We start from the raw sequence: 10,984 nt of genomic DNA, 5'->3' as shown, positions 1-10,984 counted from the left end.
AATTAATTTTAATTAGTATAGATATTTTATCTCTAAAGATTAACCCTAATAACTAAATACTTAATCTAACTAAAAAAAGAAAAAATAGTACAATATCTAGCAAATGGGGCTCAAACAGATATTCAATTTTCAAACGAAATTCAAGCATTAAAAGATACACGCACCATCACCAACGCTAATTCATCTAATTCGCCTTTCAACTATCCAACCTATATTCAAACTATCTTGAAAATAGAACAACAGATTGACGGAAAAATTACCATTAATGAGGAAACTAAAAAAAATGGTAAAGAAACCAAAAAGCTTTTAGAAATTCAAAAAGAGAATATTTCTCAACTTAAAGATGCAATTCAATATGGTGGAAGTTTTAAGGCTAAAGATATTAGAGAAAATCAACCCAATAAAGAACAAGAATTTTCTATTTATATCGGCAATTATATAGAATACGTACATTTAAAAATGCCTATCATTCAGTCACTGACAGTGGTAGTTATTACTATAGCAACTACATAATAGACGGAAATAATTTGTTAAGAATTATTAGTAATTTATAAAAAATCTTTACAAATTAGAAAAAGAACTAAAAATTCTAACCCAATAATATTGCGGGGACATATACTGTATAAATGTGTGTGTATTCTAACTTATAAACTTTATAAATATTCATATTATTCTATTATTATCCATCTATAAATTTAGTAAACTTAGGTATAAAGTCCATAGTTACAATACCAATAGGTCCCTCCTATTTCTAGCAACTATCACTTCTTACTTTAGTGCCGTCAATTGAAGTGTTATTATGCTATCTATCCCCTTCGCTTTTGATGCAACAGAATTACAATGACTGCATCCTGCTCTAATACCTTCGATTCCCTTAAAGTTGATAAACTAGGTTCCCCGCCCTAGACACTTCTGGTAAGTTGTTATAAAACTATTATTAAAATTTTAAGCCCCGAAGGAAGTGTACTATAGCTCGGCTTCAAACATGCAACTTGCTCAAAACGAGGAATATTATTCTGATGCGGAATAATTAAGCCAATATAATCAATGAAAATAAGTTAAATATCATAAATTCTTTTTATTCGCCTAGCTTGAGCCCTTAATTCATATATTTTTCCGTGCGCACCATCAAAGCTAAAATGATGAACACTTAACTTCTTCGCTATTAGTAGGATATCTTTAGTTGGAATAGGCTCATTATTTTTTTAGTTTCTTCTAATTTATTATTAAAATCCACTTTGCCTTTATCATTTTTAAAAAGCAGTATATCTTGCTCTAGACTCCACTCCTTCTACTTGTCTAAATTTTTGTTATTCCACTGAATAATTTAATTATTCAAATATAGATTTTAGCAAAGGCTCTATATTTATTTTAATAAATATTAATAAGCTAAAATATTTTTCATTTTTATAACAAATAAACTTTCTTCAATAGATAAGAATTCATCAAAAGTAAAATCTTTTGACAATTTCTTATAAGGAAATATATTAAAATCATTTGTTTTTATAATGTCATTAATTTTCATAATTTATGCTCAAGCCTCGTTTATTTTATATAGCTCTTTTTTAGATTTTCCTAATACTTAAAACATGCCATGTCTAAAGATTAAGTTTTTGATTAAAAACTTAATCTTTAGACAAATAAAACAAAATTTATCTTTAATATTTAATTTAATATACTAACTTTATCTCTAGAATAAGATTATTAAAACTTATTTCCAGCTTTTTCTATATATTTCTCGGTGAAAGAGATTTCTAAACTTTTATTTTTTAATTCTTGTATAATGCTTACAAGAACTCACAAGTCTAAACACAGCGCAAACGCATAGTCAAAGATTTGTCTTATGGCACTTTAGTGATTGTTTCTTTTGATGGAAATGTTAATAACGATATAGTTGTTGATTTAATTTTTAGTTTTGAATTTATGGATAAAGATGATTTTTATTATAAGTAAATTAAAAAGTTCAGGCGCTATTAAGGCATCTAGTGGAAAGGTTTTTGCGCTTGGCATTGTTTTTGATGAGGATAATACATCACTTGAGTATACTATGATAATCCATAATTATTTAAATTATTTTGAAGATTGAAGTTTCTTTATGTAAAAATTTGCTAGCAATGCTTAGCTTAAGCCTGTTTGATTGTATTTAACGGGTTTTTATTGAATTGAGAAAGTTGTTTATTTTTAAATATTGTATTTATTAGACACCGTGTCTGTAAGTTTGCGGATCAAGCTACAGAGATAGAATATATTATTCCACATACAGAATAAGCGTCTATCCTCATCTTAACAATTGCTAATATTGAAAAAATTATTTATCCCTGCGCCCAATCGGCCGCAAATAAACTAAAAACAATATCAATGCAAGATCCTCAACAAGCTGAAATTAAACCTGCAAAAGCCAGTATAGAAAACCCCATTTTAGAAAAATGTAATTAGAAAAAATTAAGATTTAATTCTTTCTAATTATGGAAGTCATGAATTTAATATAACTTTAAAGAAAGTTAAACATTTTAGCTAATTATCTAAAATTAAAAGAACTCTGCATCTATAATTTAATTGCAAAAAATTACAAATTTAGGTGGAAATGTATTTTCTACTATGACAACATATAAAGTAAATAAATAAAGTTTAAAGCTAGGCTTGTAGATCGGCCATATTGGATGAAACAGTTCTTATAATCTAAAAAGCTGTCATGGAATAAAGTTAAAAATTATTTCTATAATTTTATTTATAAATAATAGTTAACTAAACATCAATCCAAATAATAAGAAACAGTTGTTACGATCCTTAATATTTTTTGGGATAACGCTCATGGGCGCCTAAGCTTCCATCAATAGGAAGAAATTCAAAATATCCTTGATTTGCATTTTTAATTCTCCCTAATTTTAAACTTGAATGTTTTGCAAATTCCAAAGCTGCCAATTTCGCATTTCTAATTGAATCTGCTAACATTTCGGGTTTTATATCATTAATATTGTCAAAATAATATCTTGGCCCTCCACTATTACTAATTAGTATGCCTTGATTATAAAGCTCAGCAATATTTTTTTCTACCGCTTCCATCTTCTCGATATTCTTTATATAAACAGTTAAAGATATATATGCTCTATACTTATAAAGAGATTCTTTATAGGCCTCTTCATTAAATTCCATAAATCCCATTTTTATATTATCCTCGCTAAATCCATGTTTTAAGAAAAAATTTTTAATCCTAGACAAGCTTAAATTTATCTAAACTCCCAACTAGAAGATGTTGATAAAATTTCTTTTTCACCAAGACCCTTAACTAATTTCCATTTTTAATACCAATATTTTTTATTCCGTTAGAAATTATAATTGACGACATAAATAAAAGTAACGAAAAATATATTTCTTTTCTCCCAAACATAGATTATATCTCCTAAAATCAATAATAAATATTATATTAAAATTGATGCATTTAAATTTATTTTAAAATAAATACTTAAGATTAATAAATCCAAAGACATTTTAGTAGATAAAATTTCAACTAAAGATTACAAAAAATTTTCATCTATCTATAATTTATATTAAATTTAGGTAGAGATGAATTTGTAAGGCAATTTAAAACAGAATATAATAATTTAAAAAATAATGATCGCTAATAGCGCTTATAAATATATAGTTTATCCTAACGCCTATCAAAAAAATATTTTTCAAAAGTGAAGTATTTAGATGTGTAAGATTCTTGTATAAACCAAACATTAAGTGTTAAGAGAGATTATTATAAAAAAACAAAAGAAAAGTCTTAGTATTAATCCAAGTAATTATAAAAATTAATTCCCTTTAATAAAAGATATTAATGGTTTAGCTCTTTATAATTCTCAATTTAATATGAACTACTATTTCTAAAATTTTTATTTTAGAAATAGTAGTTCATAATCTAGTAGACAAAAAAAAGCCTCTATGGGAAAATATATTGCTAATGAAAATATAAAAAGAAAAATTCTCTAACTTAATTCAATAATACTTTAATAAGCCCCCCTAAAATAAAAGATATTCTTTTAGTATCTTTTTTGCAAAAATCATAAACTTCTTTATCTTTAATTAAAATTTTAATAGATATATTTTGACTATCACCATCTTCTACTATATTTTCTTCAATCATGTTTTCTTTATATACATATGACGAGTTGTTCTTTAGTATATTTTTATATGCAGCTACAAACCCCATTTCCTTAACTTTTTCAATAGAAATAAACCCTTCTAAAACTTTCTCATAAATTTTCAAATACATATACGCTTGACTTCTGGCAATTACATAAGACTTTATAAACTGCTTAAAACTTTTAAAACCGTCATATTTATAAAGTTCTTTTTGCTTAATTTCGTATAGAATTTTCATTCTTTGAATTTTATTATTAATATCAGATTTCAAATTTAATTTTAACTGTTCTTTTAGTTCGTTATACTTTCTAAATTCCTCATCTTGATCCTTAGATTAAACCCATTAAATCCAAACAAATTGTTACACTTCATATTTTAAAAAGAGAAGAATTAACTTCTATTTTTTTATTCGTACAATCTAAATCAACACTAAAAACATCAACAGAAATTAAATTTTCAATATTAAATAATATTAAACTTATTTGATATTATTATTAAATTGTAATATTATAAATTTGAACTAAAATTAATAAATATTAATTCAAATTTATAAGGAGAATATTTTGAAAAACTTTAAATTAAATATTATTAAGCTTAACGTTATTACAGCAATATTAGCTTTAATTTGCATATCATGTGCACCTTTTGGCAATGCTAATCCAAACAAGCTAAAAAATCCTACCACCTCTAAAAACCTAAAAAAAACAAAGCGAAACAACCATTCTAGAAATCTAAAAAAAACAAACAGTCACACCAATTCAGAAAATTCAGCAGAAAATAACCAAAATCTTGAAAATGAATCTCAAAATTTAAAATCTTCAAATCAAAATCCTCAAGAAGAAACTGCAATCTCAAAATTAGAAAAAATTGGTAAGGAACTGGAAGCTCAAAAAAAGGAAAAAGATACACAAATAGCTAAAATTAGTAGTGATGCTCAATATGATTTCCTAGAGAATTTTAAACTTCAAAACGATGATGTTTTTATGCATAATACAAAAATGACATTAAAAAAAATAATTTACTCATCCCTGAATTACGAAAAAGAAAAAATATTGATATTAAAAGAAATTCTTGAAAAACTTGATAAAAATTCTGCGAACCGACAAATAGCTAGGAAATTTTTAGAAACATCAAGGGATATTCAACTTCAACAAGAAGATTTGATTTTAAAAAAAATACAAGATGCATTACAAACCCTAAGCAAAGAAAAAGCTGAAAAATTACTACAACACGCAGAACGCGATTTAAAGATAAAACAAAACTTTGTAAAAGCTTTAAACGAAACTATTGAGGCTTACAATAAAAATTCTGGCAACATTAAAACAGATGATGAAGCGCTAGCAAACCACATGAAAGAAAAATACTTTTATACTCTTTATCTACTAAATCAAGCTGATTAATCTAAACAAAAATTAATAAGTTCCACTTAATATTTTTTAAAAGAGAAGTTAATTCTTCTCTTTTTTTATTAGTACAATCTAAATCCACGCTAAAAACATGCAATAGAACTTAAATTTTCAATATCAAATAATATTGAACTTATTTAATATTAATATCAAATTGTAATATTATAAATTTGAACTAAAATTAATAAATATTAATTCAAATTTATAAGGAGAATATTTTGAAAAACTTTAAATTAAATATTATTAAGCTTAACGTTATTACAGCAATATTAGCTTTAATTTGCATATCATGTGCACCTTTTGGCAATGCTAATCCAAACAAGCTAAAAAATCCTACCACCTCTAAAAACCTAAAAAAAACAAAGCGAAACAACCATTCTAGAAATCTAAAAAAAACAAACAGTCACACCAATTCAGAAAATTCAGCAGAAAATAACCAAAATCTTGAAAATGAATCTCAAAATTTAAAATCTTCAAATCAAAATCCTCAAGAAGAAACTGCAATCTCAAAATTAGAAAAAATTGGTAAGGAACTGGAAGCTCAAAAAAAGGAAAAAGATACACAAATAGCTAAAATTAGTAGTGATGCTCAATATGATTTCCTAGAGAATTTTAAACTTCAAAACGATGATTATTTTATGCATAATACAAAAATGACATTAAAAAAAATAATTTACTCATCCCTAAATTACGAAAAAGAAAAAATATTGATATTAAAAGAAATTCTTGAAAAACTTGATAAAAATTCTGCGAACCGACAAATAGCTGGGAAATTTTTAGAAACATCGAGGGATATTCAACTTCAACAAGAAGATTTGATTTTAAAAAAAATACAAGATGCATTACACACTCTAAGCAAAGAAAAAGCTGAAAAATTACTACAACACGCAGAACGCGATTTAAAGATAAAACAAAACTTTGTAAAAGCTTTAAACGAAACTATTGAGGCTTACAATAAAAATTCTGGCAACATTAAAACAGATGATGAAGCGCTAGCAAACCACATGAAAGAAAAATACTTTTATACTCTTTATCTACTAAATCAAGCTGATTAATCTAAACAAAAATTAATAAGTTCCACTTAATATTTTTTAAAAGAGAAGTTAATTCTTCTCTTTTTTTATTCGTACAATCTAAATCCACGCTAAAAACATGCAATAGAACTTAAATTTTCAATATCAAATAATATTGAACTTATTTGATATTAATATCAAATTGTAATATTATAAATTTGAACTAAAATTAATAAATATTAATTCAAATTTATAAGGAGAATATTTTGAAAAACTTTAAATTAAATATTATTAAGCTTAACGTTATTACAGCAATATTAGCTTTAATTTGCATATCATGTGCACCTTTTGGCAATGCTAATCCAAACAAGCTAAAAAATCCTACCACCTCTAAAAACCTAAAAAAAACAAAGCGAAACAACCATTCTAGAAATCTAAAAAAAACAAACAGTCACACCAATTCAGAAAATTCAGCAGAAAATAACCAAAATCTTGAAAATGAATCTCAAAATTTAAAATCTTCAAATCAAAATCCTCAAGAAGAAACTGCAATCTCAAAATTAGAAAAAATTGGTAAGGAACTGGAAGCTCAAAAAAAGGAAAAAGATACACAAATAGCTAAAATTAGTAGTGATGCTCAATATGATTTCCTAGAGAATTTTAAACTTCAAAACGATGATTATTTTATGCATAATACAAAAATGACATTAAAAAAAATAATTTACTCATCCCTAAATTACGAAAAAGAAAAAATATTGATATTAAAAGAAATTCTTGAAAAACTTGATAAAAATTCTGCGAACCGACAAATAGCTAGGAAATTTTTAGAAACATCAAGGGATATTCAACTTCAACAAGAAGATTTGATTTTAAAAAAAATACAAGATGCATTACACACTCTAAGCAAAGAAAAAGCCGAAAAATTACTACAACTCACAGAACGCGATTTAAAGATAAAACAAAACTTTGTAAAAGCTTTAAACGAAACTATTGAGGCTTACAATAAAAATTCTGGCAACATTAAAACAGATTATGAAGCGCTAGCAAACCACATGGAAAAAAAATACTCCCATCCTCTTTATCTACTAAATCAAGCTGATTAATCTAAACAAAAATTAATAAATTATACTTAATATTTTTTAAAAGAGAAGTTAATTCTTCTCTTTTTTTATTCGTATAATCTAAATCCACGCTAAAAACATGCAATAGAAATTAAATTTTCAATATCAAATAAGTTTAATATTATTTTAAGCTTAACATTATTAATGAAAATAATTATGATGATTATAAAAAATTTATAAGAAAAGCTTCTATAAATTCTGTAAAAACAGCAGAAAAATTGATTAAATTAATGTGATTATATAAAGAGCGTACATAAATAAGGACTAGAAATAGACAAAAGAAAAATACTATTAGCAGAAGTCAATAAAAAAAATATAAAATGTCAAGCGATTTAAAAAAAAGAAAGAAATGCTCAGTTGCAAGATGTATTTCATTAATTATTTTTACCAATTCTTTTAGTTTTGATATAACTAGTATTTTATTAATCTTATTATTAAGATACTAGTTATTTAACTAGTATCTTAATAATATATTTATATTAAAGAAAGATTGAATCATATTCAAGGAGAGTATCTATGAAACACTATATAATTGTGCATATATTTGTTTTTCTATTTTTAAATGCTTGTTATCCAGTTGCATCTAATAAAATAGAATTAAAACCTAAAACAGAAACAAGCCTAAATCAAGAAGAAGCTCCAAATCAAGAAGCAAGCTACAAAGAAGAAGACATTAATAAAAAAACAAAAAACACACTACTTAATGATTTAACCAACTTAATAGAAAAAGCTAACACACATAAAGAAAAGTATATGAAAATGGAAGAACCTTCGAATCAATACGAAATGTTGGTTTTTAAGCTTATGAGATGGGGCCCGGAGCCAAGAGAAAATGTATCCAGCAATACCGAAAGATCTATAAAATTTAGAAAAAAACTTATACTATTTTAAGTAGTGCTCTTGATACTAATGAATTCAAAGAATTTTCGGCGATGACAAGGCGGCTTGACGATCCATCTAGAATTTATAACATCTTTACAGACCTTGTAAATGCTCTTGGAATAGCAACTGAGCATCTATATCCCAAAAAAGATACTTTGGATAAACTATACACTTCGGATCTAGAAAAGCTTAAAAATTCCCTTGAAAAAATACTGTCTATAATAGAAATTGTCTCAAAAATGTCAAAACAAATCTTATTGGCTTATAAAAATAATAAAAATTCTATAAAAACAGATTTCGATAATCTTGAATCTCATGTGGACACATTTCACAAGCAATTTACAGAAAAAGCTAAAGACGCAAACGAGCTAAAAACGATCATATTATCAATTAATAAATTTTAAAAGTTTAGCTATTTAAATTTATTAACAATTTAAAAACCATATAACAAAAAGTATCCTATATATTTGAGTAAGCGGGTGTTATTGGCAATTTTGTTTTTAGCCTAAATATTGCCTTATTTATACTGAAGAATCCTCTAATAGATATAATAAAAGTATATTCAAACCTCGAGCTATTTCTAAATCAAAAATTATAAAAATGGCTCTTGTTTTATTTCATAATAGCTTTTTAGATTATTTTAGAACGACCACATGCCAGAGTATGATCTATAACTTTTACTTCAGGTAATCCCTGTCTTAGAACTTAACAACAAAATAGCTATTGACTACATAAAAAGACGAACTTCTAAATAAATTCAGGGAATTTTGCAAATTTACCAGAACAAGATGCTCGCAGTAAATATAGAAGAGAAAACGATTCTAGACTTTGGAAATTAGTAAAAATACAAGAATTCTTAAATTTAAAGAAAACAAATAATAAGATTTAAAATTGCATTTACACATCTCTTTCTATCATGCAAAGTTATGCAAGCCTAACATTTATATTCATTTTCCATTATTATTGAGTTTTTTTATTATTGGCTTTAAAAGTTTGTCTATTTTGCTTACTATTAACTTACTTTAGAATAGTAGCTCTTTTTTTATATTTACTAAAACAAGTAATAAAACTTTACTTATTTTTTAAAACAACTTATCCTTTTGATCTGAAAATCATTGTATTTCTATTGGGGAAAGCCCTATTGACATAATTAAAAAGCATATTCAGAATCAAAATAATTTTTAAAAAGCTCAAAATCCTATCGCAATAAAAATATTGTTAATTTCAATTAAAAAGAATTATTTAATCAAAATATTTAATATGCTATTATTTAAATGGATAATTTAATATGCTATTATTATAATATATTAAATAATATTTTGTATTTTAAGCAAGGAGAATATTTATAAAATATAACATCATAGCCAGCCTATTTGTTTTTCTAGTTTTGGCTTGCAATCCAAATTTTAACACCAATCAAAAAGATACGAAGTATCAATTTAGCAAGAAAGAAGAAAGTCCTGCTCAAAGCATAAAAACCACACTGCTTAATAACTTAAGAAAGTTAATAGAACAAGCTCATGCGGATAACGAAAAATATGAAAAAAAATTGCAAGAAGAACCTGAAGACCAATTTGGAATGTTGGATTCTTTCAAGCTCTTGCATTGGGAAGGATCCAACAAAAATAAGATATGGGCATCCGATGATCAATATATGTCTAAAAGATTTAGAAAACGTGTTTACAGCGCCCTAAATGCCTTTGATGATAATGAATTAAAAGACTTTTCAAAAATGATAATAGCATCAAACCAAGTGGTATTAATGCTTACTGGCCTTGAATTCTTTGGAATTACTATTGAAGATGCAATTCACAGCTTATATTCTAAAAAAGACAATCTAGAAAAGCTAGAAATTCCAAATTTAAAGAAGGTTAAAAATTTGTTTGAACAATTTTTACATATAAAACAAATAGCCTCAAGAATACCATACCAACTTTTACTAGATTATCAAAATGATGAAAATATAAAAACAGATATCAATAAGCTTAGATCTCATATACAAACAATTCGCGACCAAATGTTCAAAAAAATTAGAAAAGCATACTATAGGCATATAGAGATATCTGAAATAATATATAAATAGCCTTTAAGTTATGTGTTGAAATTGCCATAATAATATAAAAGATTCTCTTTAATAAAAGGTGATCAGCAATTAATATTATTAATGGCATATCCTTTAAAAGGATTGTATTTAAAAGTGTAATTAATTCTTACATTATATACACTATTAGTAGATTCCTTTTAATAATTTTAATTTTCTTTTAACAAAAAACTTAATAACTTATAAAAATATGCTTAATACGATAAAGTAATTCAAATGATATTTTAGAGATTAAAATTTAGCAAACAAAAAAAGCCTGCTATGAGCATACCTTTTCTTATTCAGAATAGAAAGAAGTCTCTATATATTTAAAATTTATTAAGAAGTTTTAGAGGG

General features: G+C 25.2%; 9 protein-coding genes and 2 pseudogenes. 8 read left to right on the top strand and 3 right to left on the bottom strand.

The window, feature by feature from the left end; genetic code table 11:
• Nucleotides 1-225 precede the first annotated feature (225 nt).
• Nucleotides 226-513 (top strand): hypothetical protein, encoded by a 288-nt coding sequence (locus tag QIA19_RS04975; RefSeq protein WP_012672231.1) that lies wholly within the window; start codon nucleotides 226-228, stop codon nucleotides 511-513.
• Nucleotides 514-1,381: 868 nt separating this feature from the next.
• Here QIA19_RS04975 and QIA19_RS04970 read toward each other — a convergent pair.
• On the bottom strand, nucleotides 1,382-1,525 hold the full coding sequence (locus tag QIA19_RS04970) for a hypothetical protein (protein WP_012672214.1): 144 nt from the start codon (nucleotides 1,523-1,525) through the stop codon (nucleotides 1,382-1,384).
• 408 nt (nucleotides 1,526-1,933) lie between these two features.
• Between QIA19_RS04970 and QIA19_RS04965 the strand changes: the two genes are divergently transcribed.
• Nucleotides 1,934-2,086 carry a hypothetical protein gene (locus QIA19_RS04965; protein ID WP_012672235.1) on the top strand — a complete coding sequence of 51 codons (153 nt, stop codon included), beginning with the start codon at nucleotides 1,934-1,936 and terminating at the stop codon, nucleotides 2,084-2,086.
• 666 nt (nucleotides 2,087-2,752) lie between these two features.
• Here the strand turns inward: QIA19_RS04965 and QIA19_RS04960 are convergent.
• Both QIA19_RS04960 and QIA19_RS04955 read right to left on the bottom strand, forming a co-directional pair.
• Nucleotides 2,753-3,388 (bottom strand): annotated as a pseudogene (locus tag QIA19_RS04960) (SIMPL domain-containing protein).
• Nucleotides 3,389-3,973: 585 nt separating this feature from the next.
• Nucleotides 3,974-4,453, bottom strand: a pseudogene (locus tag QIA19_RS04955) (chromosome replication/partitioning protein); the annotation flags it as partial.
• Nucleotides 4,454-4,688: 235 nt separating this feature from the next.
• On the opposite strand from QIA19_RS04955, the gene QIA19_RS04950 reads away from it, so the two are divergent.
• The 6 genes from QIA19_RS04950 (at nucleotide 4,689) to QIA19_RS04925 (ending at nucleotide 10,630) form a co-directional block, all read left to right on the top strand.
• Nucleotides 4,689-5,525 (top strand): complement regulator-acquiring protein, encoded by an 837-nt coding sequence (locus QIA19_RS04950; protein WP_418905158.1) that lies wholly within the window; start codon nucleotides 4,689-4,691, stop codon nucleotides 5,523-5,525.
• Nucleotides 5,526-5,749: 224 nt separating this feature from the next.
• Nucleotides 5,750-6,586: a complement regulator-acquiring protein gene (locus tag QIA19_RS04945; RefSeq protein WP_418905157.1), complete on the top strand. Its 837-nt coding sequence runs from the start codon at nucleotides 5,750-5,752 to the stop codon at nucleotides 6,584-6,586.
• A gap of 224 nt (nucleotides 6,587-6,810) precedes the next feature.
• Nucleotides 6,811-7,647, top strand: coding sequence for a complement regulator-acquiring protein (locus QIA19_RS04940; RefSeq protein ID WP_418905156.1), 837 nt, complete (start codon nucleotides 6,811-6,813; stop codon nucleotides 7,645-7,647).
• A gap of 534 nt (nucleotides 7,648-8,181) precedes the next feature.
• Nucleotides 8,182-8,556 carry a hypothetical protein gene (locus QIA19_RS04935; protein WP_418905155.1) on the top strand — a complete coding sequence of 125 codons (375 nt, stop codon included), beginning with the start codon at nucleotides 8,182-8,184 and terminating at the stop codon, nucleotides 8,554-8,556.
• Between the two features lie 41 nt (nucleotides 8,557-8,597).
• The gene (locus QIA19_RS04930; RefSeq protein ID WP_012672240.1) at nucleotides 8,598-8,951 is read left to right on the top strand and encodes a CRASP family complement regulator-acquiring lipoprotein; all 354 of its coding nucleotides are present in this window, start codon (nucleotides 8,598-8,600) and stop codon (nucleotides 8,949-8,951) included.
• Nucleotides 8,952-9,934: 983 nt separating this feature from the next.
• Nucleotides 9,935-10,630: a virulence associated lipoprotein gene (locus tag QIA19_RS04925; RefSeq protein ID WP_418905154.1), complete on the top strand. Its 696-nt coding sequence runs from the start codon at nucleotides 9,935-9,937 to the stop codon at nucleotides 10,628-10,630.
• Nucleotides 10,631-10,984: the final 354 nt, after the last annotated feature.

The organism is [Borrelia] finlandensis, assembly GCF_030438365.2.
Taxonomy (GTDB): Bacteria; Spirochaetota; Spirochaetia; order Borreliales; family Borreliaceae; genus Borreliella; species Borreliella finlandensis.
Note: the sequence above shows the minus strand (reverse complement) of the source record. Positions and strands in the feature narration are given on the sequence as shown.